This window comes from Streptomyces sp. NPDC054783, from assembly GCF_053611725.1.
The window spans coordinates 40,039-66,900 of the sequence record NZ_JBSHAY010000003.1; the positions used below are offsets into that span (position 1 = coordinate 40,039).

Below are 26,862 nucleotides of genomic sequence, written 5' to 3' on the forward strand. Positions count from 1 at the left end.
GATATGGGCGGGTGTCCCCACACCCGGCCCGATCACGGCGTCCCCACGCCCGAAGAGTGACGGCAAAGACGCTCCCCGCCCTCCGCACGGTTGCGGGGACGGGGAGAGAAATCCTCTGTTGCCTTGAGCAATGGTTCAAGTGGTTTGGACCATGTCTCGAGCCACACTTCTTACACAGATCCTACAAAGTTCTTGTAAGACCGGGATCAGCGGTCGGCCCACTCCGCCGCGACCAGCTCCGCGATCTGGGCGGTGTTCAGCGCGGCCCCCTTGCGGAGGTTGTCGCCGCACACGAACAGCTCGAGCGCGGTCGGGTCGTCCAGGGCCCGCCGCAGCCGGCCCACCCAGGTCGGGTCGGTGCCCACGACGTCCGCGGGGGTGGGGTACTCACCGGCGGCCGGATCGTCGCACAGCACCACTCCGGGCGCGGTCGCGAGGATCTCCCGGGCGCGGTCGACCGTGACCTCGCCCTGGAAGCGGGCGTGCACGGTCAGGGAGTGGGTGGTGATCACCGGGACGCGCACACAGGTCACGGCGACCGGCAGCCGCGGCAGCCCGAGGATCTTGCGGGACTCGTCGCGGACCTTCATCTCCTCCGAGGACCAGCCGTCCTCCCTCAGCGATCCGGCCCACGGTACGACGTTCAGCGCGACCGGCTCCGGGAACGGCCCGGTGTCCTCCCCGACGGCCCGCCGCACGTCGCCGGGCTTGGTGCCCAGCTCGGTGCCGGCCACCAGGGACAGCTGGGCCCGCAGGGCGTCCACACCGGCCCGCCCGGCCCCGCTCACCGCCTGGTACGACGACACCACCAGCTCGCGCAGCCCGAACTCGGCGTGCAGCGCGCCCAGGGCGACGATCATCGTCAGGGTCGTGCAGTTGGGGTTGGCGACGATCCCGCGCGGGCGGACCCGTACGGCGTGCGGGTTGACCTCGGGCACCACGAGCGGCACCTCGGGGTCCAGCCGGAAGGCGGCGGAGTTGTCGACGACCACCGCGCCGCGCGCGGCGGCGATCGGCGCCCACTGCGCGGCGACCTCGTCGGGGACGTCGAACATGGCGATGTCGACGCCGTCGAAGGCCTCCTCGCTCAGGGCCACCACCTCGACCTCCTCGCCGCGCACGGCCAGCTTGCGGCCGGCCGAGCGCGGGGAGGCGATCAGGCGGATCTCGCCCCAGACGTCCGCGCGCTGGGACAGGATCTGGAGCATGACCGCGCCGACGGCTCCAGTCGCTCCCACGACCGCGAGCGTCGGCTTGCCGGTCATCGTCGTACGCCTCCGTACGTCGTGGAGACGGTCATCGGCCGGTGCCGCCGTAGACGACGGCCTCGTCGGTGTCGGAGTCGAGCCCGAAGGCGGTGTGCACGGCGCGCACGGCCTCCGGCACGTCGTCCTTGCGGGTGACGACCGAGATGCGGATCTCGGAGGTCGAGATCAGCTCGATGTTCACACCCGCGTCGCTCAGCGCCTCGAAGAAGGAGGCGGTGACGCCCGGGTTGGTCTTCATGCCGGCGCCGACCAGCGAGATCTTGCCGATCTGGTCGTCGTAGCGCAGCGAGTCGAAGCCGATGCCCGACCGGCTCCTCTCCAGCGCGTCGATGGCCTTGCGGCCCTCGGTCTTCGGCAGCGTGAAGGAGATGTCCGTCAGGCCCGTGGAGGCGGCGGACACGTTCTGCACGACCATGTCGATGTTGATCGCGGCGTCGGCGATGGCCCGGAAGATCGCGGCCGCCTCACCCGGCTTGTCCGGCACGCCGACGACCGTGATCTTGGCCTCGGAGGTGTCGTGCGCGACACCGGAGATGATGGCCTGCTCCACCTTCTTGTCCCCAATCGGCTCACTGCTGACCCAGGTGCCCTGCAGCCCGCTGAAGCTGGACCGGACATGGATCGGGATGTTGTAGCGGCGGGCGTACTCCACACAGCGGTGGAGCAGCACCTTGGAGCCGGAGGCCGCGAGCTCCAGCATGTCCTCGAAGGCGATCCAGTCGATCTTCTTCGCCTTCTTCACCACACGCGGGTCGGCGGTGAACACGCCGTCGACGTCGGTGTAGATCTCGCAGACCTCGGCGTCGAGCGCGGCGGCGAGCGCCACGGCCGTGGTGTCGGACCCGCCACGGCCCAGCGTGGTGATGTCCTTCTTGTCGGCGCTGACGCCCTGGAACCCGGCGACGATCGCGATGTTGCCCTTGTCCAGCGAATCCCGGATCCGGCCCGGCGTGACGTCGATGATCCGGGCTTTGTTGTGGACCGAGTCGGTGATGACGCCTGCCTGACTGCCGGTGAAGGACTGGGCCTCGTGACCCAGGTTTTTGATCGCCATCGCCAGCAGTGCCATGGAGATCCGCTCTCCGGCGGTCAGCAGCATGTCGAACTCACGCCCGGCAGGCATCGGAGAAACCTGCTCGGCGAGATCGATCAGCTCGTCCGTCGTGTCGCCCATCGCGGAAACGACGACGACAACCTGGTTGCCGTTCTTCTTCGCTTCCACGATCCGCTTGGCGACGCGCTTGATGCCCTCGGCATCGGCTACGGAGGAGCCTCCGTACTTCTGCACGACAAGGCCCACGTGCGCTCCTCGCTCGGTTCGTTTGTGTCGGCTCAGTCTAACGAGCGCCCGAATTCCACCACCCTGCTCCCGCATGGTGAGACATCGTGCGTCCCGTGTCCGGCACCTGCCCAGCCTCCGCCGGGCCACGCGGGAAAGTGCCCCGGGTCACACTGGTGGCACCTGGTTGCCACATGAACTTTCAACCAACGGGGGGCGAGATGACGGAGACGCTGCTCGCGGCCATCGTCCTGCTCGGCGGATGCGTGCAGTGGCTGACCGGAATGGGCTTCGCCCTGGTCGCCGTACCGGCGCTGGTACTGCTGCTCGGCCCCGCCGACGGGGTGGTGCTCGCCAACTGTGCCGCCGGCGCGATCAGCGTCGTGGGCCTCGCGGGCGGCTGGCGCCGCGTCCGTCCGGCGGCGATGGTGCCACTGTGCGCGGCGGCGGCCTGCACGGTACCGGCGGGCGCCTGGACGACCCGCCAACTCCCCCGTCCCGCCCTGCTGTTGGTGATGGGCGCCCTGGTGACGACGGCCGTCCTGCTGGTGATGCGCGGCGCCCGGGTACCGGCCCTGCGGGGCGGCAAGGGAGCGGTGACGGCCGGCGCCCTCGGCGGCTTCATGAACGCGGCGGCGGGCGTGGGCGGCCCGCCGGTGTCCCTGTACGCCCTCAACGCGGGCTGGACGGTACGGGAGTTCGTGCCGAACGCGCAGTTCTACGGCGTCGCCGTCAACGCCTTCTCGATCGCCGCGAACGGCACACCGCGCCTGACGGCCACTCAAGTCGCCGTGGTCGTCGCGGCGATGACACTCGGCGCCCTGATCGGCCACGCCGTCGCCGCCCGCGTCCCCGAGCACCGGGCCCGCCACCTTGTCCTCCTCCTGGCCCTGGCGGGCGGCGGCACGGCGATGGGGAAGGGGCTGTGGGGGCTTTCAGGGCTGTGAGGGCTGCGAGGGCCGTGCGGGACTCAAGGTGATGCGGCCGGGCCGACGCACACCGCGCCGTACGCCGACGCGGAGGCGCCGCTCGTGGTCACTTCCCCTGCCGCATCCCCAGCGGTCCGCCGATCTCCTGGGCCATGACCCGTCCCGCCTCGAACTCCAGGGTCTCGTCGCCCATGTCGGACTGGTCGGTGTCGAGGCCGTCCAGTTCCTCCAGGGGCTGGTTGAGGCGGACGTGGATGAGGACCGACTGCAGGGCGCGCAGGACGGCGGAGGCCGTGGGGCCCCAGTTGGAGAAGTAGGAGAACTGCCACCACCACAGGGCCTCCGTGGTGCGGCCCGCGCGGTAGTGGGCCATGCCGTGGCGGAGGTCGGTGATGACGTCGGCGAGGTCGTCGGAGATCCGGGCCGGCACGGGGGCCTTGCGGGGCTCGTACGGGTCGAAGACCTCGGAGTAGACGTCGACCGGCTCCAGGAGGCGGGCCAGGTTCTCGCGGAGTTCGTCCACGTCCGGCTCGGGGCCCAGGTCGGGCTCGTAGCGCTCCTCGGGGACGAGGTCCTCGTGGGCGCCCAGCCGACCGCCGGCCAGCAGCAGCTGGGAGACCTCCAGGAGGAGGAAGGGAACGGTCGAGCCGGGCTCGTCGCCCCTCGCCACCTCCGTGACGGCCACCAGGAAGCTCTCGATCTGGTCCGCGATCTGGACCGCGAAATCGTCCGGGTTCCGACCGGTCGCGTGCAGTGTGGCGTCAGACATCTAGGAGTCGTCTCCCCTCGAAGGCGCGGCCGAGGGTGACCTCGTCCGCGTATTCCAGGTCGCCACCCACCGGGAGGCCGCTGGCCAGGCGGGTGACCTTCAGGCCCATGGGTTTGATCATGCGGGCGAGGTAGGTGGCCGTGGCCTCGCCCTCAAGATTGGGGTCCGTCGCAAGGATCAGCTCCGTGACCGTACCGTCGGCCAACCGCGCGAGAAGTTCTCGTATACGCAGGTCGTCGGGACCGACACCCTCGATCGGGCTGATGGCGCCGCCCAGGACGTGGTACCGGCCGCGGAACTCCCTGGTCCGCTCGATGGCCACGACGTCCTTCGGCTCCTCCACCACACAGATGACGGAGGGATCCCGCCGCGGGTCACGGCAGATGTTGCACAGCTCCTCCTGCGCCACGTTGCCGCAGGTCGCGCAGAAGCGGACCTTCGCCTTGACCTCCAGGAGCGCCTGCGCGAGCCGCTTCACGTCCGCCGGCTCGGCCTGCAGGATGTGGAAGGCGATCCGCTGCGCACTCTTGGGACCGACGCCGGGCAGCCGCCCCAACTCGTCGATGAGGTCCTGGACCACGCCTTCGTACACCGGACTGCCCTTCCTCAAGACCTTTCGGTACGTACCGTAGTTGGCCCGGCCTCAGAACGGCAGACCGGGGATGCCCGTGCCGCCGCCGAGCCCCTGGGCCAGCGGGCCGAGCTTCTGCTGCTGCAGCGTCTGCGCGTTCTCGTTCGCCGCGTGCACGGCCGCCACGATCAGGTCGGCGAGGGTCTCGGTGTCCTCCGGGTCGACAGCCTTCGGGTCGATCTTCAGCGCGCGCAGCTCGCCGGCACCGGTCACGGTGGCCCTCACCAGCCCGCCGCCCGCCTGCCCGTCGACCTCCGTGTTCGCCAGTTCCTCCTGCGCCCGCTGCAGGTCCTGCTGCATCTTCTGGGCCTGCTGGAGCAACTGCTGCATGTTGGGCTGGCCACCACCGGGGATCACGATCAGCTCCTCTACGTTCTTCTCCTTGGGCACGAGCCTACGTGGTCCACGCGCGCGTCGCCCCGCCACTCTTTCGAGTGAGAAGCGCGGCAGCCCTATACCTGATCAAGGCCCTCATCCGAGCGGAAAAGCCGGCAAAGGTCCTTCTTCGCCACCCATTGGGCGGTAGGAAGGGTGCCGCGCGTCGGCATGGAATCGGCAGTGAGCGGCATGGAATCGGCATGGGATGTCACACAGCGTGACCGGTCGTGCGTCAGGGATCAGCAGGGATCAGTAGGGAGTGCCGGGTGGGTCAGCCGGAGATGCAGCCCGAGGGTCCGCCTCAGGACGGGCGGGGCGAGGGTGCGGCCGGGCTGCGGCCGGGCGATCTGACCGGGCGGGCCTTTCCGCTCGGGGACTGGGGCGAGCCCGCCGAACGGCTCGACGAGCTGTACCGGTGGGTGGAGCGCGGGGCACTGCAGACGGCGTCCTGGTATCTGCGGGACCGGACGTGGAAGCGGCGCGGCGCCTGGATCCTGCGCTCGGGCGCGGCGGCGGGCGCGGTGGCCGGGGCGGCGCTCCCCCTGCTGGACCTCGCCGGGGCGGCCCACGGGGTCGCGCCCTGGGGCTGCCTGGCGCTGCTGCTCGCCGTCGCCTGCGTCGGCATCGACCGGTTCTTCGGCGTGACGTCCGGCTGGATAAGGGACGTGGCCACCGCGCAGGCAGTACAGCGGCGGCTGCAGGCGTTGCAGTTCGACTGGGCCTCCGAGAGCATCCGGGAGGTGCTGGGCCCGGCGGAGGGCACGGCGAGCGAGGCGGCCGAGCGGTGCCTGGCGGTGCTGCGGCGCTTCGCGGAGGACGTCACGGAACTGGTGCGCACGGAGACGACCGACTGGATGGTCGAGTTCCGCACCGGCTCCGCGCCGCTGGGCATGCAGTCGGCGGTGGCCTGCGTGCCCCGGCAGGAGGCCGCGGGCCCGGCGGGCCGCTCTCCGCTGCCGCCCGCGAACGGGACCCGGCCGAACATGCCACGGCAGCGGCCGCCGGAGCCGCGGTAAGCAGCCCGGTAACGGGTCCGCCGACCTCACTGCCCGGTGTGCGTCACTGCCCGGTGTGCGTCACTGCTTGGTGTACGTCAGGCTCTCCCCGCCGCCCGCCTTCGCCCGCTTCAGGCTGCCGTCCGGCAGCAGGGTGACCTCGGTGGCCTCGCCCGGAGTGCAGGAGGAGGCGGGCTCGCCACTGGTGACGGTGGACGGCCCGATCTCCAACGGCCCGTCCGTGCCGGGCTGTTGGGCGAGCTTGGCGTCGAAGACACAGTGGTAGGTGCCACCGCCGTCCGTCGGCCCGTCCGCGACCAGCGTCAGCACGCTGTCGCCCACCCGGCCCTGACGGATGGTCAGTTGACGGGTGTTGATCCCGTTGGCGTTGTCGATGGTCGTCTCCCAGGTACCCAGGTAGGCGGCCGGAACCGCCCCGTCCGAGGAGGCGGAGGCGGACGCGGAGTCGGACGGCGTCGGCCCGGCCGTGCTGGGCGCCCCCGAGGTACCGGAGGTGCTGACGGTGGGCGCGGGGGTGACGGTCCCGCCACCCTTGTCGTCGTCCCCGCCGCCGTTCCTCATCAGCGCATACACCGAGCCGCCCGCGCCCAGCGCCACCACCAGGGCGATCACGACGAGCAGCGCGGTGGACCGCCCACTGCGCCGCTCCGGCTCCCGCACCTCACCGAAGGGCGGCGGCCCGTACGGCGGCGTGGACCCGAGCCCGCCGCCATAGGGGGTGTACGGCTGCTGGGCCCCGCCCCACGCCCCGGCGCCCGGCTGGGGATACCCGTAGGCAGCGCCCGACTGCGCATACGGCTGGGGCTGCGGATGCTGCTGCGGATACCCGTACGCCCCCGGCGCGGCCCCGAACCCCGGTACCGCCGGCGGCGTCCCCGGCGGCGGAGTCTGCCCCGCCACGACGGTCGGCAGATGATTCACCCCGCCCGCGCCCCCCGGCTGTCCCACCGCCCCCGGCGCACTCCCGTCATCGGCAACGGCAGCATGCTCGGGCGACACGACGCCGTCACCACTGCCCGGGCCAGAGCCCACGGCGCCCGCCGACGGCGCTCCGCCCCCACCGGCACCACCCGCGCCCGCCGACGGCGAATCCGCCCCACCAGGGCCATCCACACCCGACGACGATGCCTGCACGGGTGGTGCGGGTGGTGCCGGTGGTGCGGGTGGTGCCGGTGGGAACCCGGATTCGGCCGAAGGCCGGGTTCCCCCCGATGCACCCGCACCCCACGACACACCTGCACCCGAAGACCCACTCGTAGACCCACTCGTACCCGAAGACGAACCCGCCCCCGCCGGCGCAGACCCGTCCCCCTCCGGATCCTCGACCTCCAGCAACTGCACGGCATGTCGGCCGAGTTGCGCGACCAGCGCCCCCGGCAGCCAGGGATCCCGGGACCGCCCCCCGGCCACGGTGTCCTCCGCCCCCGTCCGCTCCAGAACGGCATCCAGCGAGGGCCGGGCCCCGGGATCCTTGCGCAGGCAGTCCCGCACCAGGTCGCCGATCCCCTCCGGCACCCCCTCCAGATCCGGCTCCTCCTGAGCAATCCGGAACATCAGCGCGTGCACCCCGCTGTTGGCGCTCCCGAACGGCAGCGACCCGGTCGCCGCGTACGCCAGCACCGACCCGAGGCAGAAGACGTCGCAGGCCGACGTGATCCGGTCCCCCCGCACCTGCTCGGGCGCCATGAACCCCGGCGACCCCACCAGCGACCCGGTCCGGGTCAGCCCCTCCCCGCCCAGCGAGGTCGTCTCCAGCGCCCGGGCGATCCCGAAGTCGATGACACGCGGCCCGTCGATCGTCACGAGCACGTTCGACGGCTTCAGATCCCGGTGCACGATCCCCGCCGCGTGGATGTCCTTCAGCGCGTGCGCGAGCCCCGCCGCGAGGATCCGCACCGACCGCTCGGGCAGCGCCCCGTGGTCGTGCCCGACCACCTGCTGCAGGCTCGGCCCGGCCACATACCCCGTGGCCACCCACGGCACCGGCGCCTCGGTGTCCGCGTCCAGCACGGGCGCGGTCCAGTACCCACCGACCCGCCGCGCGGCCTGCACCTCCTGCCGGAACCGCGCCCGGAACTCCTCCTGCTCGGCGAGCTCCTGGCGGACCAGTTTCACCGCGACGGTACGGCCCCGGTCCGACCGGGCCAGATACACGTGCCCCATGCCGCCCGCGCCGAGCCGCGCCAGCAGCCGGTAACCCCCGATGCGCTGCGGATCCCCCGCCCCGAGCTTCTCCATGGCCGCCCGCCTCCCCCCGATCCGCCCCGTGCACCCCATACGCCCCATACACGCAACGCATACGACTACGACGCATACGTGTGCGACGGACCGAGAATAATGCGGCCCTACCGGGGAGTCGCGCGGCCTGCCGCCTACGGTTCCGTAACAGGTTTGCCCAGTTCGTCCAGGACCGCCGGCAGCCGCTCCGGCAGCCGTACCGCCTGGCGGGTTCACGCTGCCCCATCGCCTCGGCCGGCCGGTCGGCGAAGGCCGCGTGAGGGGCAGCTCCGGGCCACTGCGGCCCGCCCTCCTCGGTGGGCGCGAGGAGTCCGGCGCGCCGGTGCGCCGGGTTCGGCCGGTACTCGGGCGAGTCCCTGCTCGACCAGCAGATCGGCGATGCGCTGCACGCGCTGCCGGGTGATGCCCGTGGCCCGGGTGACGCCATGGCCGGGGCGACACCGGCCACCGGCAGCGGCTCGGCCCCACGCTCAGGACCTCGTGGCCGGCGCGGGTGTCGACAACCTGTCGCGGAAAGCCCTCGTCCAGGGAACAAGACGCCGATGTCGCTTCCGCATCGCGGACATTTACCCTCGGCCGCATGACCCCTCAGCCCAACCCCGACGCCGGAGCCGCAGTCAAGGCGGCGGACCGCGCGCACGTCTTCCACTCCTGGTCCGCCCAGGACCTCATCGACCCCCTCGCCGTCGCCGGCGCCGAGGGGTCGTACTTCTGGGACTACGACGGCAAGCGGTACCTGGACCTCACCAGCGGGCTCGTCTACACGAACATCGGCTACCAGCACCCGAAGGTCGTCGCGGCCGTCCAGGAGCAGGCGGCGAAGATGACGACCTTCGCGCCCGCCTTCGCGATCGAGGCGCGCTCGGAGGCGGCCCGGCTGATCGCCGAACGGACCCCCGGCGACCTGGACAAGATCTTCTTCACCAACGGCGGCGCCGACGCCGTCGAGCACGCGGTGCGCATGGCCCGGCTGCACACGGGCCGCCCCAAGGTGCTCTCGGCCTACCGGTCGTACCACGGCGGCACCCAGCAGGCGGTCAACATCACCGGCGACCCGCGCCGCTGGGCCAGCGACAGCGGCACGAACGGCGTCGTCCACTTCTGGGCGCCGTTCCTCTACCGCTCCCGCTTCTACGCCGAGAACGAGGAGCAGGAGACCGCGCGCGCCCTGGAGCACCTGGAGACCACGATCGCCTTCGAGGGGCCGGGCACGGTCGCGGCGATCATCCTGGAGACCATCCCCGGCACGGCCGGCATCATGGTCCCGCCCCCCGGCTACCTGGCCGGGGTCCGCGAGATCTGCGACCGCCACGGCATCGTCTTCGTCCTGGACGAGGTCATGGCCGGCTTCGGGCGCACGGGTGAGTGGTTCGCGGCCGATCTCTTCGGTGTCGTACCCGACCTGGTGACCTTCGCCAAGGGTGTGAACTCGGGTTACGTGCCGCTCGGCGGTGTCGCGATTTCACAGGAGATCGCCGAGACCTTCGGCAAGCGGCCCTACCCGGGCGGTCTGACGTACTCCGGGCACCCGCTGGCCTGCGCCGCCGCCGTCGCCACGATCAACGTGATGGCGCAGGAGGGCGTCGTCGAGAACGCGGCGCGCCTCGGCGAGACCGTCCTCGCCCCCGCCCTCGCCGGGCTGGCCGAGCGCCACCCGAGCGTCGGCGAGGTGCGCGGCGTCGGCATGTTCTGGGCGCTGGAGCTCGTGAAGAACCGCGAGACCCGCGAGCCGCTGGTGCCGTACAACGCGGCCGGTGAGGCGAACGCCCCGATGGCCGCGTTCGCGGCCGCCGCCAAGCAGCACGGCGTGTGGCCCTTCGTGAACATGAACCGCACCCATGTGGTCCCGCCGTGCAATGTCACGGAGGCCGAGCTGAAGGAGGGCCTCGCCGCCCTCGACGCCGCGCTGAGCGTGGCGGACGAGTACACGGCGTAACCGAACCACGCCTGCCGCCGGGGAGACCCGAACGCGTAAGGTGACGTGCTCGTAAGAAAATCTCGTGAGAGATGCGCGAGCACGTCGTCCACGCGTGAGGAGTGACCCCGACCATGCCCGGCAACGGCGCCGTGACACGCAGCACCCTGCGCCAGCAGATCGCGGACGCGCTCCGTGACGAGGTGCTCGCGGGGCGGCTGCGGCCGGGCCGGGCGTTCACGGTCAAGGAGATCGCCGAGCAGTACGGCGTCTCCGCCACCCCCGTCCGCGAGGCGCTGGTCGACCTGTCCGCGCAGGGCATCCTCGAGGCCGACCAGCACCGCGGCTTCCGGGTGCCGGAGTACTCCGTCACCGACTACCGGAACATGATCGAGGCCCGCAGCCTGGTCACCGACGGCATGTTCCAGGCCCTCAGCACCGGCCACCCCGCCTTCCGCACACCGCCCGAGGACCCCCGTACGACGGCCGCGCTGACCACGGTGCGCCGCCGCGGCGAGGAGGCCGCGCGGGCCGCCGCGGCCGGCGACCTGACGATCCTGATCGGCTACGACCTGCGCTTCTGGCGCGAGCTCAGCGCGCTGTTCGGCAATCCCTACCTCGGCGACTTCCTCAACCGGCTGCGCGTACAGTCCTGGGTCTGCGCGGTGCAGCACCTGCTCCGCCTCCCCGACCTGCGCGGCCGCCTGTGGGCCGGGCACACGGACCTGGTCGACGCGCTGGCCCGCCGCGAGGCCGACACCGCCCGCGGCATCGTCGCCGCCTCCAACGCCCATTCGCTGGAGCTGCTGGAACACCTGACCAACGGGTAGATGACCAGTACCCTGCCCAGACCACCTTCTGCGGACCTACTGGCGGACCCATCTGTGCGAGGAGCTCTCTTTGGCCTGTGACCTGTGGCTGGTACCGCTCGTGGACGTGTTGTGCCACACCCCGGACAACCCGTTCGCCGAGGAACTCGCGCAGTACAACGACGCACTGGCGGCGGCCGGCCTCCCGCCGGTGCCTGTGTACCAGTACATGCCGGGCCTGTCCGGCGAGGTCGCCCCCGTGGCGGGCTTCGACTACGACGCCCTGCACTTCCTCCGCCGCGCGTACCTGCTCCAGGTCTGCGGCCTGCCGGTGACGCCCGTGGACGACCTGGGCGGCGACTACGAGCAGCTCCTGGAGATGTTCGAGTCCACGGCCCAGCAGTCCCACCTGGTCTGGCACTACGACCACGCGGGCGCCTACGTCCCGGTCGACTTCCCGCACCCGCTGTCCAACGACGAACTGCTGGCGGGCGGCGGCCCGTTGGGCTCGTCCCAGTCCCTGCTGCGCGAACTGGAGTACGTCGCCGGGTCGATCGGCATCGACCCGGCCAACCCCCCGGCCGCCCCGGCCCCGCCCACGGCCCCCACGGAACTGGAGGAACCGGCCGTTCCGGCGCCGTACGACCCCAGCCCCTTCGCCCGCGAACGGCACGTGTGGCTGGGGCTGCACGCGGCGGCGACGCGCTCCCTGGCACAGGGTTCGATGATCGTCTTCAGCTGAGTGTCACGTCGGCCGGGGATGTGCGAGCTGGTGTGATTTCACCCACCTCTTCTTGCCGTGGGGGAAATGCGTGCCTACGTTCGGTGGCATGTCCCCCCACGACCCCGCCTTCGACTTCAGTGTCGACCTGAGCTCGCACGAGATGCTCCGGCGCACCCACGTCATGGCCGCCCTCGGCCCCGGCTGGGACCCCGCGGCGGCGCTGCGCGGCGAGGAGGAGGCGCGTGCGCTGCTGTACTCCGGGCTGGACGCCGAGCAGCAGCGCATCTACGACGAGCTCGTGGCGGCCGGTGTGCTCCCGGCGGGGCCCGGCGATGCTGCCGCTTGATCCGCAGGCCGACATAGGACGGCGCGCCTGGGTGGCGTGCCCGAACTGTGACGACCGGGCCGGCTGCGAGACCTGCCGGCAGGGCGGCACCTGCACCGCGCACTGGCGCTACCTGCTCTCCAACACCGGCAGCCTGCTGCACCTGCAGTGCCCCTCGTGCACCCATGTATGGACCCACGAGACAAACTTCGGCGCCACACGCTCGTCCGACGGGTGAGCGGTGCGGACCTGGTCGTCCGCACCGCTCATCGCTCCGCCTCCGTCGAGGACGCCGCTCCTAGAAGACCGGCGTGCCGGCCTGGGTCAGCTTCCAGTTGGTGGCGGCGAAGTCGGCCGGGTCGAGGGTCTTCTTCGCGGTCACGTAGTCGATCATCAGCTGACGGATCTCGTTGGTCGAGCTGTAGGCGATCGGCGCTGAGGCGATGTGCGGATAGCCCGAGCCGCCGTTCGCGCGGTAGTTGTTGACCGCGACGACGAAGACCTGGTCGTCGGCGATCGCCGCGCCGTTGTAGGTGAGGTTCTTGATCCTCGAACCCTCCGGCTGCGCGATGTCGATCTCGTAGTCGACGCCCGCAGCCGTGTCGTACATGTAGTCCCAGAAGTTGTTGGCGTTGGTGAGGGTCGCGGTGTCGACCTTCGTCCCGGCCGGGACCTGGTGGTAGTACTTCGCCGCGTACTCCAGGTAGTCCTTGAGCTGGGCGCCCGTCAGCTTCTTGCCGTACAGGGTGTTGTCGTAGATGTAGAGGCCGGCGATGTCCTTGATGGTGACGCTGCCCTGGGGGATGTCGGCCGTGCGGGAGAAGGGGGCCGCGACCGAGATCAGCGGGAGCGCGGCGTCCGACGCCGACAGGCCGGCCTTCACGCTCTCCGTCTGGACCTTGTGGATGAAGTCCATGATCGGCACGTCCTTCCAGCAGGAATCCGCCGCCGAGAGGTCCGCCGTACACGTGCCGACCGCCGTGTTGACGTACTTGACCACCAGCTCGTGGTCGGCCTCCAGGAGCTTCTTGATCTCCGGGTCCTCGTCCACGGTGTTGGGGTTGAGGGTCTGCGCCGTCTTGCTCGTCACCTTCCACTGGCCGTGGTGGAGTTCGAGTTCGAAGTCGAAGACGCTGAGGCGGTAGCCCCAGCAGTACGGCTCCGACAGGAGCACTTCCTCGCCGGTCTCCGCGTTCTTCACCGTGTAGGACGGGACCTCGACGTGCGTGTGGCCCACCAGGATCGCGTCGATGCCCGGCACCTGCTCGGCCACCAGGTTCGACGCGTTCTCGACGTACGGGAGCGAGTCGCCGTAGGAGGACGAGCCGTCCATGCCCGAGTGGTCCGTCAGGAAGACGACGTCACAGCCCAGCGCGCGCAGGCGCGGCACGTACTTCTTCGCCTGCTCGACCAGGCCCGGGAACACCATCTTGCCGCTGACGTTGTCCTTGTCCCACAGCGCGATACCGGGGTTGGTCAGGCCCAGGATGCCGACCTTGATGTCCGGGGCGCCCGGCACACAGATGCGCTTGACGGTGTACGGCTTGAAGGCCGGGCGCAGGGTCTTCGCGTCGAGGGCGTTGGCGCCCAGCAGCGGGAAGCGGCACTGGCTCTCGAACTTGCGCAGCACCTCGATGCCGTAGTTGAACTCGTGGTTGCCGAGGGCGGCGGCGTCGTAGCGCATGTGGTTCATGGCCACGGCCATCGGGTGCCTGGGGCCCCTCTTGCCGTCGGTGCCCGTGATCGGGTCGATCCGCGCGAAGTAGTAGGCGAGCGAGGTGCCCTGGATGATGTCACCGGCGTCGACGAGGAGGACGTGGTCCTCGCCCTTGGCCGCACGCTGCTGGTTGATGAGGGTGGCGACGCGCGCCACGCCCACGGAGTTGCCCGCCTTGTCGGTGTAGGGGGCGTCCTTGTAGTAGTCCCAGTCGAAGACGTGGCTGTGCAGGTCGGTCGTGCCGAGGATGGAGAACGACCAGGTGCGCGGCTTGTGTTCGCGCTTCTGCTCGGCCGCCTGCGCGGGGGCCGCCGCGACGGTCCCGGCAGCGGCGACGGCCGCCCCGGTGACGGCCGACTTCTTCACGAACTCCCGGCGGTTCATGGGACTGAGGGGCATTCAAGGCTCCTGGTTTGGCTGGAGTTGGCGACGAGCAGTGGCGGTGCAGTGCGGAGGCTACCCGCGTAGATGCTGCTCGCGTCCGGGATTGCCAGAAAACCAGGAAAAGGTCATGTCCAGGTCAAGTATGGGTCAGCGTGCGCCCTGTGCGAACCCTGGGGAAACAGCCGGTGTCGGATACGGCCGATGACCCTGATGTTCAGACACGGCCGATGAGCCTGACCTCCGGCGGCCACAGCACCCCGCTCGCCATCAGCAGAGAAGGGCCGAGATGCACCGGGCACACCCGCAGCGGAGGCAGCTGGTACCGGGCGACCTCGAAGATCGCGGGGTCGGAGCAGTCCGTGAGCTCGGCGTCGGCGCCTTCGCCGCCGTACGGTCCCCGGCACAGTGTCTGCCAGTGGGTACCCATACCCCCATTGCACCGCGCATGACGCGGCAGTGCCCGACGATCACACCCGCCGGACGCCGGGGCAGCGCCCGTACGACGCCCCCGCCGGCCGGAGGCCGACAGGGGCGTACGGGACGGTGTCAGCCGGGATCAACGCGGGTCGACGTCCCCGAAGTTCCAGACGAGGACGTCGGTGCCGGCCGGCTGCTGAATGTGCAGGGTGAGGTTGTGGAAGGTCGCCGAGAGCAGAACCACCCTCCAGTTGCCGTTGGGGCAGACCTGGCTGGACGAGGGGTTGGGCGGCGACTGAAGCGAGGCGTTGAAGGTGATCTGGCCCGCGCGCGGGGTGATGTTCTGGGTCGGACCGGTCACCAACTGGAAGAAGGCCGGATGCCCCGGGGCCGTGTTGCCACCCCTGTTGACGCAGACGTAGTTCGCGATCACCTGGTCGGCCGTCAGGAACACCTTGGCGGGCCCCGTGCCGAGACCGGCAGCCTTGCCGCTGCACGTGACGGTCGCGCGGTTGCCGCTGATCGACTTGGAACAGGTTGGTTCACCGATGAAGTGCGGGTTGGCGGCCAGCGCGGGGGTCACCCCGATACCGAGAGCCAGCAATGTCATTGCCAGCAGCCTGAGAACTCGGCGCACGTGTTTCTCCACTTCCTTGCTCGGAATCTCGCGCCGACCGCCCACCGCCCCGAGCGGAGGGTCGTATGCGGCACACCGTGAGAAATACCGCGTGGCTGAACATATGCCACCTGCAATAACTCGGATGACATGATTAATGGCCCCCGTCGGAAGCAGTCCGACGGGGGCCGATCGCACACCGCGCAGTGCCCGGCAGCGGCCTACAGGAACGAGTTGATCTCGATCGTCTCGTCCCGGCCCGGGCCCACGCCGATCGCGGAGATCGGGGCGCCGGACATCTCCTCCAGCGCCTTGACGTAGTTCTGGGCGTTCTTCGGCAGGTCGGCGAAGGACTTCGCCTTGGTGATGTCCTCGGACCAGCCGGGCAGCGTCTCGTAGACCGGCTTGGCGTGGTGGAAGTCGGTCTGCGAGTACGGCAGTTCCTCGACGCGCTTGCCGTCGATCTCGTACGCCACACAGACCGGGATCTGCTCCCAGCCGGTCAGCACGTCCAGCTTGGTGAGGAAGAAGTCGGTCAGGCCGTTGACGCGGGTCGCGTACCGGGCGATGACGGCGTCGAACCAGCCGCAGCGCCGGTCACGGCCCGTCGTCACGCCCCGCTCGCCGCCGATCCGGCGCAGCGCCTCGCCGTCCTCGTCGAACAGCTCGGTCGGGAAGGGACCGGCGCCGACGCGGGTCGTGTAGGCCTTGAGGATGCCGATGACACGGCTGATCTTCGTCGGGCCCACGCCGGCGCCGGTGCAGGCACCGCCGGCGGTCGGGTTCGAGGAGGTCACGAAGGGGTACGTGCCGTGGTCGATGTCGAGCAGCGTGCCCTGGCCGCCCTCGAACAGGACGACCTTGTCGTCCTCCAGGGCCTGGTTCAGGATCAGCACCGTGTCGGCGACGTACGGCTTGATCTGCTCGGCGTAGCCCAGCAGCTCCTCGACCACCTGGTCGGCGCCGATGGCGCGCCGGTTGTACAGCTTGGTGAGGATCTGGTTCTTGACGTCGAGGGCCGCCTCGACCTTCTGCTGCAGGATCGACTCGTCGTACAGGTCCTGGACCCGGATGCCGACGCGGTTGATCTTGTCGGCGTAGGTCGGGCCGATGCCGCGCCCCGTCGTCCCGATCTTCCGCTTGCCGAGGAAGCGCTCCGTCACCTTGTCGACGGTCACGTTGTAAGGCGTGATGATGTGCGCGTTACCGCTGATCAGGAGCTTGGACGTGTCGACGCCACGCTCGTTCAGACCGCTCAGCTCGGAGAGCAGTACCGACGGGTCGACGACGACGCCGTTGCCGATGACCGGGACACAAGTAGGTGAGAGGATTCCGGAAGGGAGGAGGTGGAGCGCATACTTCTGGTCGCCGACGACGACCGTGTGGCCGGCGTTGTTGCCGCCCTGGTATCGCACTACATAGTCCACCGAGCCACCGAGCAGGTCGGTCGCCTTTCCCTTGCCTTCGTCACCCCACTGAGCACCGAGCAGCACAAGTGCGGGCACGCGCGTACACCCCTTCCGGGTGGGGCATGTCCAAGGTCGGGGGCGTGGGCGTAAGGTTCACCGCCGCGTACCACAGCGACCGCCTTTGGTCGCCGACCGTCGGACCGGATGCCCCGGAATAGACGAAGCCCCTGGCGCAATAGCGCAAGGGGCTCTTGCACAAAGATGCTACCCGAGGAAGCGAGGCAGGACCGAGGTGGCGACTTTCGCGACGTCCGAACAGCTGCTGGTGATCATCGATCCGGCGGCACGGCAGACGGACGGGGAGTCCGTACGGATCGCGAAAGACGTGCTCAGCGCGGGTGCGGCGGCCAAGGTGTGCCTGCCGGACGGGCCGGAGGAATTCGCCCGCGCACTGGGCCGGCGGGGTTCGAGGCGGCCGGTCGTGGTGGGCGACGGTCACGCTCTGGTACGGGCCGTGACCCTGCTGCACCGGGCGCGCGAGCTGGCCGGATGCGCGCTGTCGGTGGTCCCGGTGGGCGACACCGGGCTCGCCGAGTCGCTCGGAGTGCCGGGCGGGGCGGTGGCGGCGGCGCGGGCCGTGCTGGACGGGGCCGAGCGGCGCCTGGACCTGCTGGTCGACGACAGCGACGGGGTCGTCCTGAGCGGGCTGGGCATTCCGCCGCGGCCGGTGGTGCGGGCGGCGGCCGCCGTGCCGGTGACCGCGTCCTCGGGCCGGGCCTGGTACCGCTCCCTGGTCCGCACCCTCGCCCCCCGCCCGCCGCGCCTCGCCGCCGTGCCGTCCCCCGGCCCCGCCCGGCTCCGGGTCGAGGTCGACGGGCAGACGGTGCTCGACCTGGACCAGCCCGTGGAGACCGTGTCGGTCACACCGGGCACCGGCGGGCTCGCGGCGGTGGAGGTACGGCCGCTGTCGGTGGGCGCGGAGGCGACACCGGTACGGGCGTCCGGGCGGACGGTGACGGTGGCCGGCGCGGACTTCCGGTACCGGGCGGACGCGGGGGTGTCGGGGCCGGTACGCAGGCGGACGTGGCGGGTGGTGGAGGGGGCTTGGGGGTTGGTGTTGCCGGAGTCGGCGGGGTGAGTCAGTCCTCGTCGTCCGGCGGCGCCTGGAAGCCGTCGGTGTCGAGCGTGCAGCCGATGGGGTCGGGGATGTAAAGCTTCTCACCGAAGGACTTGCTGAGGCGCCCCTGGTAACCGTTGGGCGTCGGCTCCCAGAAGACGGTGGCCTGCTCTTCTTGCATGTCGAGGAGAAGGTAGATGGGCACGCCGACCTTGCTGTACGCGTCGAGTTTGTCCGTGCGGTCTTCGTCTCGTGTGGCGGGGGAGGTCAGCTCGGCCACGAACGAGAGGGCCTGCCCGTCAAGGCGGTTGCTGGTGGAGCGGCGGGCACGCCGGTGGGCCGCGTGGATGTCGGGGCCGTAGGCGCGCTCGACGCCCGGGAACACGTACAGCAAGGGACCCCAACTGATGCGGTGCTCCTCGGGCAGATGAGGACGCAGCTGATCGCAGACCATGTCCATCACGTCCGCGTAGTACGCCTTCGACCACGGCGACACGACGATGCTCCCCCTGATGATCTCGGCCTTGTAGCCGTCGGGCACGTGCAGCTCGTCGAGGAGGTCCAGGAGCTCCTCGAAGCTGCCGCGGGGTGCGGCGTCGTTCATCACCGGTCGCTCTGCCATCGACGTCATGATGCCCCCTCCCTCCGATGCGAACCAGCGGCCACTCAGCGTATCCGATCAGCTACACATCCGGAGCCTGATCCTCAAAGCCCGATCCGCCAATGGTCTGGTGACAAATATTTAACCGGCCCGACCCCTTCCCGCGCCCCTCCCCCGTGCACCATCCTGCTCCATCAGGACCCACCAGAACCCAGGGACCCGACACGGAAGGGGCCACCCGATGGCAGTGGACGAGGGCGTTGCCCCCGCGGCGGGCACGGCGGACGAGGAGACGGTTCATCGGCTGAAACCCAATGCCGTGGGGCTGCTCGGGGTGGTCTTCATGGCCGTCGCCACCGCCGCGCCGATCACCGCGATGACCGGCAACGTGCCCTTCATGGTGTCGTCCGGCAACGGCATCGGGGCACCCGCGAGCTATCTCGTCGCAATGGTCGTCCTGGCAATCTTTTCCGTGGGTTTCACATCGATGGCGAAGCACATCACATCGACCGGGGCCTTCTACGGCTTCATCTCCTACGGCCTCGGACGTACCGCCGGCCTCGCCTCCGGGCTGCTCGCGACCTTCGCGTACGTCGTCTTCGAACCGGCGCTGATCGGCATCTTCTCCACCTTCGCCACGACCACCCTGAGGGACCAGACGGGCCTGCACGTGCCCTGGTGGGCCTTCGCCGTCCTGATGCTCGCGATCAACGCGACCGGCACCTGGTTCGGGATCAGCGTCGCCGAGAAGCTGCTGGTGGCGCTGCTGGCGACCGAGGTGACCGTGCTGGCGGCCATGGCGGTCTCGGTCGCCTTCCACGGCGGCGGCCCGCACGGGTTCACCTTCGCCCCGGTGAACCCGGTCAACGCCTTCAAGGGCACGTCCGCCGGGCTCGGGCTCTTCTTCGCCTTCTGGTCCTGGGTCGGCTTCGAGTCCACCGCGATGTACGGCGAGGAGTCCCGCGATCCGAAGAAGATCATCCCCAAGGCCACGATGATCAGCGTCCTGGGCGTCGGTGTCTTCTACGTCTTCGTCTCCTGGATGGCCATCACGGGCAACGGCGAGGCCGAGGCCGTGAAGGCCGCCTCCTCCGCCAACCCCCTCGCCCTGTTCTTCGGCCCCACCGATCGGTACGTCGGGCACTGGGCCGTCGACGTCATGCAGTGGCTGATGATCACCGGCTCGCTGGCCTGCGGCATGGCCTTCCACAACTGCGCCGCCCGCTACCTGTACGCCCTCGGGCGGGAGGGCGTCCTGCCGTCGCTGAAGAACACCGTCGGCCGCACCCACGCCCGGCACGGCTCCCCGCACATCGCGGGACTGGTGCAGACGGTGGTGAGCGCCGTACTGATCGCCGCGTTCTGGGTCGCGGGCAAGGACCCGTACAACGCGCTCTACGTCCTGCTGGCCATCCTCGGCACGATGGCGATCCTGGTGGTCCAGGCCGTGTGTTCCTTCGCGGTCCTCGTCTACTTCCGCAGGCACCACCTCGAGAGCCGCCACTGGTTCCGGACCTTCACCGCCCCGCTCGTCGGTGGCATCGCGATGCTCGGCGTGGTCGTCCTGCTGGTGTCCAACATGGGGGTCGCGGCGGGGGCGGAGTCCGGCTCACTGCTGCTCAAGGCGACGCCGTGGCTCGTGGCGCTGGTCGCGGCGACCGGCGTGGGCTACGCGCAGTACCTGAAGCGGCGGGCGCCCGAGCGGTACGCGCTGCTGGGGCGGACGGTGCTGGAGGAGACGAAGGAACGCTGAACGGGCTCAGCGGCCGTACTTCTGCTCCCGATGAGCCCGCCAGCGCTCCATCATCTGCGCCACGTCCTGCTCGATGAACTCGAAGAAGTCCAGCGTCTCGGCCATCCGGCGCCCCGCCGGGGTGTCGGCGCCGAGGCCGGCCACGCCCTCCCGCAGGGCCTCCTCCCAGCGCTTGATGACGGCCTCGCGGCTGGTGAGGGCCTCGTACCACTGGTCGCTGTGCACCCGGTACCGCTCCCGGCGCGAGCCCGGCTCCCGTTCCCTCGACACCATGTGGACCTGCGCGAGATAGCGCACGGCACCGGAGACGGCGGCGGGGCTGATCTGCAGCTGCTCGCCCAGCTCGGCCGAGGTCAGGGCGCCGGTGTCGGAGGCGAGGAGGGCGGCGAAGACCCGGGAGGGCATGCGTGCCATCCCCGCCTCGACCAGCTGCGCCGCGAAGTGCTCCACGAACCGTGAGACCGACTCCGGGTCCCGCTCCGGCGTTCCTGTCCTCGACTCCGTCATGCCCTCACCCTAACCGGGATTCATGGACTTCCTTAACTTCACAAATTTCTGAAAGAAGCGTACGTTCGGATCCATGACGAAGGCAATCACGGTCTCCGGGCTCCACAAGTCCTTCGGCCGTACGCGCGCGCTGGACGGCCTCGACCTGGACGTCGAGGCCGGAGAGGTGCACGGCTTCCTCGGCCCGAACGGCGCCGGCAAGTCGACCACGATCCGAGTGCTGCTCGGGCTGCTGCGCGCCGACGCGGGCGCCGCTCGGGTGCTGGGCCACGACCCGTGGCGGGACGCGGTGGAGGTGCACCGCAGGATCGCCTACGTGCCCGGCGACGTGACGCTGTGGCGCAACCTCTCCGGCGGCGAGGTCATCGACCTCTACGGCCGCCTGCGCGGAGGACTCGACACCCGGCGCCGCGCCGAACTCATCGAGCGCTTCGAGCTGGACCCGGCCAAGAAGGGCCGCACCTACTCCAAGGGCAACCGGCAGAAGGTCGCCCTGGTCGCCGCCTTCGCCTCCGACGTGGACCTGCTGATCCTGGACGAGCCGACCTCGGGCCTGGACCCGCTGATGGAGGAGGTCTTCCAGCGCTGCGTGGAGGAGGAGCGGGAGCGCGGCCGTACGGTCCTGCTCTCCTCGCACATCCTGAGCGAGGTCGAGGAACTCTGCGACCGGGTCAGCATCATCCGCAAGGGCCGCACGGTGGAGAGCGGGTCGCTGGCGGACCTGCGGCATCTGACCCGGACCAGCGTGCGCGCCGAACTCGCCGGGCCGCCCGACGGACTGGCCCACCTGCCGGGCGTACACGACCTCGACGTGCAGGGGCACCGGGTCCGCCTCCAGGTGGACACCGACCGACTGGACGCCGTACTGCGCTCGTTGACCGCCTCCGGGGTGCGCTCGCTGACCTCGACGCCGCCGACCCTGGAGGAGCTGTTCCTGCGGCACTACCAGGACGAGCCGGGCGAGGTGACGGTGTGACGCGCCAACTGACCGGCACCGGGACCTTGTTGCGGTTCGCGCTGCGCCGCGACCGCGTGCTGATTCCGGTCTGGGTCGCGGTGAACGCGCTGATGGTCCTCTCCATGCCGAAGACCCTGAAGGGCCTGTACGGCACCCCGGCCGCCCGCGCCGACCTGATGCACCAGGTGGCGACCAACACCTCCCTGCGCGCCATGGTCGGACCCGTCTTCGACGACTCGCTCGGTGCGCTGACGGCCTGGCGGGTCGGGGTGTACGCGGGCGCCCTCGCCGCCGTGACGAGCCTGCTCGTCGTCGTACGGCACACCCGGGACGAGGAGGAGAGCGGGCGGCAGGAGCTGGTGTCCTCCGGAATGGTGGGGCGCCGGGCTCCGCTCACGGCGGCCCTGCTGACGGCGGCCGTCGCGAACGCGGCCCTGTGCGTCCTGCTCGTGGCGGGACTGGCCGGACAGGGCGCACCGGGTGCCCTGGCCTTCGGGCTCGGAGTGGCGGGCGTGGGCATGGTCTTCGCCACGATGGCGGCGATCGTCGCCCAGCTCACGGAGAGCGCCCGGCTGGCCCGGGGGCTGACGGCGGCCGTGCTGGGCGCGGCGTTCGTGCTGCGCGCGGCGGGCGACTCGGCGTCGGATGGGGGCACCTCCCAGGCCTTCGGCACTGGGAGAGGTGCGTCGGTACTGACCTGGCTGTCCCCGCTGGGCTGGCTGGAGGACCTGCGCGCCTTCGCGGCCGAACGCTGGTGGGTGCTGCTGCTGTTCGCCGCCGCTGCAGCCCTCCAGGCGGTGATCGCCTACGAGTTGGCCGGACGCCGGGACATCGGCATGAGCTTCCTGCCGACCCGGCCGGGACCGGCGGCCGGCCGCCTCGGCACGGCGGCCGCGCTGGCCTGGCGCTTGCAACGCGGCAGCGTGCTCGGCTGGTCGATCGGCTTCTTCCTCGCCGGGGTCGTCTACGGCGGAATGACGGACGGCGCGGCCAAACTCGTCGGCGACAACGCCAAGGCGCGGGAGATCTTCCAGCGGATGGGCGGCCAGTCGGGGCTGACGGACGCGTTCCTCGCCGCGATGGTCGGCATGCTCGGTCTGGTCGCCGCGCTCTACGTCGTCTCCTCCGTGCTGCGGCTGAGCGGTGAGGAGACCTCCGGACGGGCCGAACCGGTGCTGGCCGCGGCCGTGGGCCGGCTGCGCTGGGCCGCCGGCCACCTGGTCATCGCCTTCGGCGGCTCGGCCCTGCTGATGCTCCTGGTCGGCCTGGGCTTCGCCGTCGGCTACGGCCGGCAGATCGGCCCGGTACTGGGGGCCTGCCTGCTCCAGGTGGCCGCGGTATGGGTCATCGGCGGCATCGCCGTCCTGCTCTTCGGCGTCCTGCCACGGGGCGCGGTCGCGGCGTGGGGCGTGGCCGGTGCGGTCCTGCTGATCGGCTGGATCGGCCCCGCGCTGAACGCGCCACGAGCGGTACTGGACCTGTCCCCCTTCGGGCATCTGCCGAAGTTGCCGGGCGGGGGGATGGAGTGGGGGCCGGTGCTGGTTCTGCTGGGACTGGCCGTGGTGCTGGTGGCCGGCGGGCTGGCGGGCGTGCGGCGCCGTGATCTGGCGGGCTGAGGCTCAGTCGACGTACTGCTTCAGCTCCTCGGTGTCGAGCTCGATGCCGACGGGATCGGGGAGTGCGATCATCCGAACGAGAGGTCAACCCACCTCGACGCTCAGCCCCTCCAGCCCCCGGATCACGAAGTTCGGCTTGCGCCGCGGCTCCGCCGCCAGGGCCAGCGTGGGGGCCTGCCGGAGGAGGGCCGTCATCGAGGCGGCCAGCTCGATGCGGGCCAGCGGGGCGCCGATGCAGTAGTGGATGCCGGCGCTGAAGGAGATGTGCGGGTTGTCGGTGCGGGTCAGGTCCAGTCGGCCGGGGTCGGCGAAGACGGCCGGGTCGTGGTTGGCGGAGCCGAAGAGCATCGCGATCTCCGAGCCCCTCGGGACGGTCGTGCCGTCGATCTCGATGTCGTCCAGCACCCAGCGTTCGAAGAGCTGGAGCGGGGTGTCGTAGCGCATCAGCTCCTCGATCGCGGACGGGACCAGGGAGTGGTCGGCGCGCAGGGCGGCCAGCTGTCCGGGGTTGCGGAACAGCGCCCACCAGCCGTTCACCGTGGCGTTGACCGTGGCCTCGTGACCCGCGTTGAGCAGCAGGACCGCCGTGGAGATCATCTCCTGCTCGGTCAGCCGGTCGTCGTCCTCGTCGTGCGCCGCGATCAGGCCGGAGACGAGATCCTCGCCCGGCTCCTTGCGACGCGCCGCGATCAGCATCCGCAGATACTCCGAGAACTCCACCGAGGCCCCGACCGCCTGCGCGGCCGTCTCCTCCGACGGGGTCAGCTCGTACATCCCGCAGATGGCCGCCGACCAGGGGCGGAGCTGGGCGCGGTCCGCCTCGGGGATGCCGAGCATCTCGGCGATCACGGCCACCGGCAGCGGCTCCGCGACGTCGGTCAGCAGGTCACCGCCGCCGTTGTGGACCAGCCCCGCCACCAGGTCGTTCGCCAAACCGTGCACATACGGCTTCAGACGTTCGACCGTGCGCGGTGTGAACGCCTTCGACACCAGGCGCCGGATCCGGGTGTGGTCCGGCGGCTCCAGGTCGAGCATCCCGTGGTCGTTGAGGGTGTGGAAGGGCTCGTGCTCCGGCGGGGGCGACGTCCGCCCGAACTCCTCGTGCGAGAACCGGTGCTGATACGTCCGCCCCAGCCGCCGGTCCCGCAGCAGCGCCGAGACATCCGCGTGGTGCGGCACCAGCCACTGGTCGGTCGGCTCGTACCGGATCACCCGGCCCCGCGCCCGCAGCTCCGCGTAGGCCGGGTACGGGTCGGCCACGAACGCCGGGTCCCAGGGGTCGAAGGTCAGGTCGGTGGTGCCAGCCATGCGGGGACGCTAACGCGCCGGGCCGAGGTCTGACCAGGGGGAGCGGCGCGACTCCGTGTGGCGGGTCGAGCAGGAGATCCATGGCCTTGGTGTTTCCGGTCCTGCCTGCTCGGGCGCCGTCAGCCCGGTGTCACCAGGCGTGCCTCGTACGCGAACACCGCTGCCTGGGTGCGGTCTCTGAGGCCCAGTTTGACCAGGATGCGGCTCACGTGGGTCTTGATCGTCGACTCGGCCACCACCAGGCGCTCGGCGATCTCCGCGTTGGACAGGCCCTGGGCGATCAGGATCAGGACCTCCGTCTCCCGCTCGGTGAGTTCGCCGTAGGCCGCTTGGCCCGACGGGACCAGGCGCGGGGGGTCCGAGAGGCGGGAGAACTCGGTGAGCAGGCGTTTGGTGACCGAGGGAGCCAGGAGGGCCTCGCCCGCGGCCACCACGCGCACGGCGTCCGCCAGCTGGCGGGCCGAGGCGTCCTTCAGCAGGAAACCGGAGGCTCCCGCGCGCAGCGCCTGGTACACGTACTCGTCCAGGTCGAAGGTCGTCAGGACCAGCACCTTCGCGGTCGCGTCCGCCGCCACGATCTCCCGGGTGGCCTCGATGCCGTTCAGCTCCGGCATGCGGATGTCCATCAGGACGACGTCCGGGGCGAGTTCACGAACCCGGTCCACCGCCTCCCTTCCGTTGACGGCCTCGCCGACGACCTCGATGTCCGGCATCGCGTTCAGCAGGACGGAGAAGCCCTCGCGGACCATCATCTGGTCGTCCGCGATCAGTACGCGGATGGTCATGCGTCCCCTTCACTCGCGGTGACCGCCGGCACCGGCAGGAACACCGTCACCTCGTAGCCCCCGTCCTGCGAAGGGTCCGCCGTCATCTCGCCGTTCAGCATCGACACGCGCTCCCGCATACCCGTGATGCCGTGCCCCGCGCCCGGCGAGGGCTTCACGAGGTGCGGCGCGGGCGGCGGGGTGTTGAGTATGCGCAGGCCCAGGCCGCCGAGAACATAGCCGATCTCCACGCGGGCGCTCGCTCCCGGCGCGTGCCGCAGGGTGTTGCTCAGGGCCTCCTGCACTATTCGGTACGCCGACAGCTCCACGCCCTGCGGCAGTTCACGCACCGCTCCGGTCACCGCCTTGTCCACCGTCAGGCCGGCCTCCCGCACATTGGCCAGCAGCCCGTCGAGATCGGCCAGGGTCGGCTGGGGGGCGTCCGGCGCCTCGTAGTCCTCCGCGCGTACGACCCCGAGGACCCGGCGCAGCTCGGTCAGGGCCGCCACCGCGTTCTCCCGGATGGTGGCGAACGCCTTCTCCAGCTCCTCCGGCGGGTTCTCCACCCGGTAGGGCGCGGCCTCCGCCTGGATGGCGACCACCGACATGTGATGGGCGACCACGTCGTGCAGCTCACGGGCGATCGTCGTGCGCTCCTCCAGGAGGGTGCGGCGGGAGCGTTCGTGCTCGGTGACCGTCTGCTGGGCGGTCACCTCCTGCTGGGCCTGACGGCGGATGTGCCGGAGCGAGACGGCCAGCAGGATCAGGGCCGACACGAGCAGCATCGGGGGCACGTTCGTGTCGTAGCGGCGCCAGCCGAAGAGGCCTCCGGCGACGAAGCCGTAGACCGCGGTCATCACCCACATCGAGGCCGCGGTGCGCGGGCGGGTGCGCAGCGCGACGACCGTGAGCACCACCAGGTGGGACAGGAAGCTGCCCGGCAGCCAGGGCCAGTCGCTCCCGTCGCCCCGGCCGATCACGGCGGCGACCGTGCTCGCGCCCAGCGAGAACCAGAAGGCCCCCACCGGACGCGCCAGCGTCAGCAGGACCGGCGCCAGGGCCAGCAGCCCGCACAGCAGGGCGGCCGGCCCGGAGTCGGAGCTCGCCATGGCCAGGGAGAACGCCATCACGCCCAGCGCGGCCACCACCGCGTGCGGCAGCCGGCCCACGCCGGACAGACGACGGGTGCGCGGGCCGTCGGTGCTCAGGCGGGGCAGCGGGCGATAGGCGAAGGCGTCGTCGAACAGGTCCTGCCGCAGGCCGCGCAGGGCGTCCGCGGCGAGCCGGAACTCCGGGCTGCGCGGCCGGCCGGCCGGGCCGGGCGGTGTCGTCTGCGTGTGCGTCGTCTCGGTCACGAGGAAAACGGTAGGCGGGGCCGGGGGCGCGGTCGTCACCTTGGAGGCGGGTTCTCGCA

At 70.8% G+C, this 26,862-nt stretch carries 26 protein-coding genes and 1 pseudogene; 11 read left to right on the top strand and 16 right to left on the bottom strand.

Features of this window, described 5'->3' with window-relative positions:
* Positions 1 to 206: 206 nt before the first annotated feature.
* Together ACWGJ5_RS07110 and ACWGJ5_RS07115 are read right to left on the bottom strand one after the other, a co-directional pair.
* Positions 207 to 1,265, bottom strand: a complete 1,059-nt coding sequence (locus tag ACWGJ5_RS07110; RefSeq protein WP_453308760.1) for an aspartate-semialdehyde dehydrogenase — start codon at positions 1,263 to 1,265, stop codon at positions 207 to 209.
* A 31-nt stretch (positions 1,266 to 1,296) separates the two neighbouring features.
* Positions 1,297 to 2,568, bottom strand: a complete 1,272-nt coding sequence (locus tag ACWGJ5_RS07115) for an aspartate kinase (RefSeq protein ID WP_228621348.1) — start codon at positions 2,566 to 2,568, stop codon at positions 1,297 to 1,299.
* A 200-nt stretch (positions 2,569 to 2,768) separates the two neighbouring features.
* Between ACWGJ5_RS07115 and ACWGJ5_RS07120 the strand changes: the two genes are divergently transcribed.
* Complete coding sequence (locus ACWGJ5_RS07120; protein WP_453308761.1) at positions 2,769 to 3,494, top strand: sulfite exporter TauE/SafE family protein; 726 nt, start codon at positions 2,769 to 2,771, stop codon at positions 3,492 to 3,494.
* An 88-nt stretch (positions 3,495 to 3,582) separates the two neighbouring features.
* Here the strand turns inward: ACWGJ5_RS07120 and ACWGJ5_RS07125 are convergent, their stop codons facing one another.
* From ACWGJ5_RS07125 to ACWGJ5_RS07135, 3 genes are read right to left on the bottom strand one after another with little or no spacing between them, the layout of a single operon-like run.
* Entirely contained in the window at positions 3,583 to 4,245 is a 663-nt protein-coding gene (locus ACWGJ5_RS07125; RefSeq protein WP_453308762.1) for a DUF5063 domain-containing protein, read from the bottom strand.
* On the bottom strand, positions 4,238 to 4,837 hold the full coding sequence (recR, locus tag ACWGJ5_RS07130) for a recombination mediator RecR (RefSeq protein ID WP_199211360.1): 600 nt from the start codon (positions 4,835 to 4,837) through the stop codon (positions 4,238 to 4,240). The genes ACWGJ5_RS07125 and recR overlap by 8 nt, the downstream gene beginning before the upstream one ends.
* Before the next feature lie 51 nt (positions 4,838 to 4,888).
* Positions 4,889 to 5,233, bottom strand: coding sequence for a YbaB/EbfC family nucleoid-associated protein (locus tag ACWGJ5_RS07135; protein ID WP_228621694.1), 345 nt, complete (start codon positions 5,231 to 5,233; stop codon positions 4,889 to 4,891).
* 287 nt (positions 5,234 to 5,520) lie between these two features.
* Here ACWGJ5_RS07135 and ACWGJ5_RS07140 point away from each other — a divergent pair, with 287 nt between their 5' ends.
* Positions 5,521 to 6,270, top strand: a complete 750-nt coding sequence (locus ACWGJ5_RS07140) for an SLATT domain-containing protein (protein WP_453308763.1) — start codon at positions 5,521 to 5,523, stop codon at positions 6,268 to 6,270.
* Between the two features lie 60 nt (positions 6,271 to 6,330).
* Here ACWGJ5_RS07140 and ACWGJ5_RS07145 read toward each other — a convergent pair whose 3' ends face one another.
* Together ACWGJ5_RS07145 and ACWGJ5_RS07150 are read right to left on the bottom strand one after the other, a co-directional pair.
* Positions 6,331 to 8,508, bottom strand: a complete 2,178-nt coding sequence (locus ACWGJ5_RS07145) for a serine/threonine-protein kinase (protein WP_453308764.1) — start codon at positions 8,506 to 8,508, stop codon at positions 6,331 to 6,333.
* A 134-nt stretch (positions 8,509 to 8,642) separates the two neighbouring features.
* Positions 8,643 to 8,942: pseudogene (locus ACWGJ5_RS07150) on the bottom strand (MarR family transcriptional regulator); the annotation flags it as partial.
* Positions 8,943 to 9,088: 146 nt separating this feature from the next.
* Between ACWGJ5_RS07150 and ACWGJ5_RS07155 the strand changes: the two are divergent.
* From ACWGJ5_RS07155 to ACWGJ5_RS07175, 5 genes are all read left to right on the top strand, one after another.
* Positions 9,089 to 10,444 (top strand): aminotransferase class III-fold pyridoxal phosphate-dependent enzyme, encoded by a 1,356-nt coding sequence (locus ACWGJ5_RS07155; protein ID WP_453308765.1) that lies wholly within the window; start codon positions 9,089 to 9,091, stop codon positions 10,442 to 10,444.
* Positions 10,445 to 10,557: 113 nt separating this feature from the next.
* Positions 10,558 to 11,253, top strand: a complete 696-nt coding sequence (locus ACWGJ5_RS07160; protein ID WP_351602505.1) for a GntR family transcriptional regulator — start codon at positions 10,558 to 10,560, stop codon at positions 11,251 to 11,253.
* A gap of 70 nt (positions 11,254 to 11,323) precedes the next feature.
* Positions 11,324 to 11,974, top strand: coding sequence for a hypothetical protein (locus tag ACWGJ5_RS07165; RefSeq protein ID WP_453308766.1), 651 nt, complete (start codon positions 11,324 to 11,326; stop codon positions 11,972 to 11,974).
* Positions 11,975 to 12,062: 88 nt separating this feature from the next.
* Positions 12,063 to 12,302 (top strand): DUF6400 family protein, encoded by a 240-nt coding sequence (locus ACWGJ5_RS07170; protein ID WP_453308767.1) that lies wholly within the window; start codon positions 12,063 to 12,065, stop codon positions 12,300 to 12,302.
* Positions 12,289 to 12,519 carry a hypothetical protein gene (locus ACWGJ5_RS07175; protein ID WP_453308768.1) on the top strand — a complete coding sequence of 77 codons (231 nt, stop codon included), beginning with the start codon at positions 12,289 to 12,291 and terminating at the stop codon, positions 12,517 to 12,519. Before ACWGJ5_RS07170 ends, ACWGJ5_RS07175 begins: the two co-directional genes overlap by 14 nt.
* A gap of 60 nt (positions 12,520 to 12,579) precedes the next feature.
* Here the strand turns inward: ACWGJ5_RS07175 and ACWGJ5_RS07180 are convergent, their stop codons facing one another.
* From ACWGJ5_RS07180 to ACWGJ5_RS07195, 4 genes are all read right to left on the bottom strand, one after another.
* On the bottom strand, positions 12,580 to 14,397 hold the full coding sequence (locus ACWGJ5_RS07180) for a bifunctional metallophosphatase/5'-nucleotidase (RefSeq protein WP_453308769.1): 1,818 nt from the start codon (positions 14,395 to 14,397) through the stop codon (positions 12,580 to 12,582).
* A 199-nt stretch (positions 14,398 to 14,596) separates the two neighbouring features.
* Positions 14,597 to 14,809 carry a hypothetical protein gene (locus ACWGJ5_RS07185; protein ID WP_453308770.1) on the bottom strand — a complete coding sequence of 71 codons (213 nt, stop codon included), beginning with the start codon at positions 14,807 to 14,809 and terminating at the stop codon, positions 14,597 to 14,599.
* 129 nt (positions 14,810 to 14,938) lie between these two features.
* A complete protein-coding gene (locus ACWGJ5_RS07190) occupies positions 14,939 to 15,409 on the bottom strand; it encodes a hypothetical protein (RefSeq protein WP_453308771.1) in 471 nt (156 codons plus the stop codon).
* Positions 15,410 to 15,636: 227 nt separating this feature from the next.
* The gene (locus ACWGJ5_RS07195) at positions 15,637 to 16,920 is read right to left on the bottom strand and encodes an adenylosuccinate synthase (RefSeq protein ID WP_453308772.1); all 1,284 of its coding nucleotides are present in this window, start codon (positions 16,918 to 16,920) and stop codon (positions 15,637 to 15,639) included.
* A gap of 196 nt (positions 16,921 to 17,116) precedes the next feature.
* Between ACWGJ5_RS07195 and ACWGJ5_RS07200 the strand changes: the two genes are divergently transcribed.
* Entirely contained in the window at positions 17,117 to 17,962 is an 846-nt protein-coding gene (locus ACWGJ5_RS07200) for a diacylglycerol kinase (RefSeq protein WP_453308773.1), read from the top strand.
* Between the two features lies 1 nt (position 17,963).
* Here ACWGJ5_RS07200 and ACWGJ5_RS07205 read toward each other — a convergent pair whose 3' ends face one another.
* On the bottom strand, positions 17,964 to 18,572 hold the full coding sequence (locus ACWGJ5_RS07205) for a Uma2 family endonuclease (RefSeq protein ID WP_453308774.1): 609 nt from the start codon (positions 18,570 to 18,572) through the stop codon (positions 17,964 to 17,966).
* Between the two features lie 211 nt (positions 18,573 to 18,783).
* Here ACWGJ5_RS07205 and ACWGJ5_RS07210 point away from each other — a divergent pair, with 211 nt between their 5' ends.
* Positions 18,784 to 20,295: an APC family permease gene (locus ACWGJ5_RS07210; protein WP_453308775.1), complete on the top strand. Its 1,512-nt coding sequence runs from the start codon at positions 18,784 to 18,786 to the stop codon at positions 20,293 to 20,295.
* Between the two features lie 6 nt (positions 20,296 to 20,301).
* Here ACWGJ5_RS07210 and ACWGJ5_RS07215 read toward each other — a convergent pair whose 3' ends face one another.
* Positions 20,302 to 20,802, bottom strand: a complete 501-nt coding sequence (locus tag ACWGJ5_RS07215) for a GbsR/MarR family transcriptional regulator (protein ID WP_453308776.1) — start codon at positions 20,800 to 20,802, stop codon at positions 20,302 to 20,304.
* 73 nt (positions 20,803 to 20,875) lie between these two features.
* Between ACWGJ5_RS07215 and ACWGJ5_RS07220 the strand changes: the two genes are divergently transcribed.
* Together ACWGJ5_RS07220 and ACWGJ5_RS07225 are read left to right on the top strand one after the other, a co-directional pair.
* Entirely contained in the window at positions 20,876 to 21,778 is a 903-nt protein-coding gene (locus ACWGJ5_RS07220) for an ABC transporter ATP-binding protein (protein WP_453308777.1), read from the top strand.
* The gene (locus ACWGJ5_RS07225; protein WP_453308778.1) at positions 21,775 to 23,376 is read left to right on the top strand and encodes an ABC transporter permease; all 1,602 of its coding nucleotides are present in this window, start codon (positions 21,775 to 21,777) and stop codon (positions 23,374 to 23,376) included. Before ACWGJ5_RS07220 ends, ACWGJ5_RS07225 begins: the two co-directional genes overlap by 4 nt.
* 84 nt (positions 23,377 to 23,460) lie before the next feature.
* Here the strand turns inward: ACWGJ5_RS07225 and ACWGJ5_RS07230 are convergent, their stop codons facing one another.
* From ACWGJ5_RS07230 to ACWGJ5_RS07240, 3 genes are all read right to left on the bottom strand, one after another.
* Positions 23,461 to 24,684 (bottom strand): cytochrome P450, encoded by a 1,224-nt coding sequence (locus tag ACWGJ5_RS07230; RefSeq protein WP_453308779.1) that lies wholly within the window; start codon positions 24,682 to 24,684, stop codon positions 23,461 to 23,463.
* Between the two features lie 119 nt (positions 24,685 to 24,803).
* Positions 24,804 to 25,469, bottom strand: a complete 666-nt coding sequence (locus tag ACWGJ5_RS07235) for a response regulator (protein WP_453308780.1) — start codon at positions 25,467 to 25,469, stop codon at positions 24,804 to 24,806.
* Positions 25,466 to 26,803: a sensor histidine kinase gene (locus tag ACWGJ5_RS07240; protein ID WP_453308781.1), complete on the bottom strand. Its 1,338-nt coding sequence runs from the start codon at positions 26,801 to 26,803 to the stop codon at positions 25,466 to 25,468. The genes ACWGJ5_RS07235 and ACWGJ5_RS07240 overlap by 4 nt, the downstream gene beginning before the upstream one ends.
* Positions 26,804 to 26,862: the final 59 nt, after the last annotated feature.

What these genes read in the sequence shown, in the direction of transcription:
- ACWGJ5_RS07110 (WP_453308760.1), bottom strand. Translation starts at nt 1,265, where the DNA reads ATGACCGGCAAGCCGACGCTCGCGGTCGTGGGAGCGACTGGAGCCGTC.
- ACWGJ5_RS07120 (WP_453308761.1), top strand. Translation starts at nt 2,769, where the DNA reads ATGACGGAGACGCTGCTCGCGGCCATCGTCCTGCTCGGCGGATGCGTG.
- ACWGJ5_RS07125 (WP_453308762.1), bottom strand. Translation starts at nt 4,245, where the DNA reads ATGTCTGACGCCACACTGCACGCGACCGGTCGGAACCCGGACGATTTC.
- ACWGJ5_RS07145 (WP_453308764.1), bottom strand. Translation starts at nt 8,508, where the DNA reads ATGGAGAAGCTCGGGGCGGGGGATCCGCAGCGCATCGGGGGTTACCGG.
- ACWGJ5_RS07155 (WP_453308765.1), top strand. Translation starts at nt 9,089, where the DNA reads ATGACCCCTCAGCCCAACCCCGACGCCGGAGCCGCAGTCAAGGCGGCG.
- ACWGJ5_RS07160 (WP_351602505.1), top strand. Translation starts at nt 10,558, where the DNA reads ATGCCCGGCAACGGCGCCGTGACACGCAGCACCCTGCGCCAGCAGATC.
- ACWGJ5_RS07170 (WP_453308767.1), top strand. Translation starts at nt 12,063, where the DNA reads ATGTCCCCCCACGACCCCGCCTTCGACTTCAGTGTCGACCTGAGCTCG.
- ACWGJ5_RS07175 (WP_453308768.1), top strand. Translation starts at nt 12,289, where the DNA reads ATGCTGCCGCTTGATCCGCAGGCCGACATAGGACGGCGCGCCTGGGTG.
- ACWGJ5_RS07180 (WP_453308769.1), bottom strand. Translation starts at nt 14,397, where the DNA reads ATGCCCCTCAGTCCCATGAACCGCCGGGAGTTCGTGAAGAAGTCGGCC.
- ACWGJ5_RS07185 (WP_453308770.1), bottom strand. Translation starts at nt 14,809, where the DNA reads ATGGGTACCCACTGGCAGACACTGTGCCGGGGACCGTACGGCGGCGAA.
- ACWGJ5_RS07190 (WP_453308771.1), bottom strand. Translation starts at nt 15,409, where the DNA reads ATGACATTGCTGGCTCTCGGTATCGGGGTGACCCCCGCGCTGGCCGCC.
- ACWGJ5_RS07205 (WP_453308774.1), bottom strand. Translation starts at nt 18,572, where the DNA reads ATGACGTCGATGGCAGAGCGACCGGTGATGAACGACGCCGCACCCCGC.
- ACWGJ5_RS07210 (WP_453308775.1), top strand. Translation starts at nt 18,784, where the DNA reads ATGGCAGTGGACGAGGGCGTTGCCCCCGCGGCGGGCACGGCGGACGAG.
- ACWGJ5_RS07215 (WP_453308776.1), bottom strand. Translation starts at nt 20,802, where the DNA reads ATGACGGAGTCGAGGACAGGAACGCCGGAGCGGGACCCGGAGTCGGTC.
- ACWGJ5_RS07220 (WP_453308777.1), top strand. Translation starts at nt 20,876, where the DNA reads ATGACGAAGGCAATCACGGTCTCCGGGCTCCACAAGTCCTTCGGCCGT.
- ACWGJ5_RS07230 (WP_453308779.1), bottom strand. Translation starts at nt 24,684, where the DNA reads ATGGCTGGCACCACCGACCTGACCTTCGACCCCTGGGACCCGGCGTTC.
- ACWGJ5_RS07235 (WP_453308780.1), bottom strand. Translation starts at nt 25,469, where the DNA reads ATGACCATCCGCGTACTGATCGCGGACGACCAGATGATGGTCCGCGAG.